The sequence below is a fragment of the Exiguobacterium sp. s22 genome (assembly GCF_018617455.1).
In the GTDB taxonomy this organism is placed as follows: Bacteria; Bacillota; Bacilli; order Exiguobacteriales; family Exiguobacteriaceae; genus Exiguobacterium.
In genome coordinates this window covers 1-666 of sequence record NZ_JACSKD010000021.1, presented here as the reverse complement: position 1 = coordinate 666, position 666 = coordinate 1, and the positions used below count along the sequence as shown (strand labels likewise).

Genomic DNA, 666 nt, shown 5'->3' with positions numbered 1-666 from the left:
CCCGTTCCTCGCCGAGGCGGACAGCCTCGCGCTCGCGAACGCGAAGCTGAACCTCGACACCGCGTTCGCGAAGTTCTTCGCCGGGACGGGCGGCTTCCCGGTCTTCAAATCGAGACGGCGGTCGCGCGCCTCCTACACGACAAACAACCAGCACGGTACGATCCGCATCGAGAACGGCAAGGTGAGACTTCCTAAAATCAGCTTCGTGAAGTTCGAACAACATCGTCCGTTCGAGGGCGTCATCTGGTCGGCGACGGTCTCGATGACGAGGACGGGCAAGTTCTTCATCTCCATCCTCGTCAATCAAGAGGAGGAAAAGTGGATCCCAGCCAAGAACAAGGTCGGGATTGATCTTGGCCTGGAGCACTTCGCCGTCATGACGAACAACGCGATGGTCTCGGAGAAGATTGACAACGCCCGACTCCTCCGGAAGTCCAAAGCGAAGGTCAAGAAGGCGCAACGGGCGCTGTCGCAAAAGAAAATTGGAAGCAAGAATCGTGAAAAAGCCAAGTTACTTTTGGCTAAGAAACACGAAAAGATTGCCAACCAACGCAAGGACTTCCTTCACAAGCTGTCGAGACGGATCGTTGACGAGAACCAAGTCATCGTCGTGGAGACATTGAAGTCGAAGGACATGATGCAAAACCATAAGCTCGCCAAGTCCAT

General features: G+C 55.0%; 1 protein-coding gene. It reads left to right on the top strand.

Features of this window, described 5'->3' with window-relative positions; all coding sequences use genetic code 11:
* Window positions 1–666 (top strand): RNA-guided endonuclease TnpB family protein (locus KNO94_RS15155; RefSeq protein WP_214781045.1); only part of this gene is annotated, 666 nt, incomplete at both ends.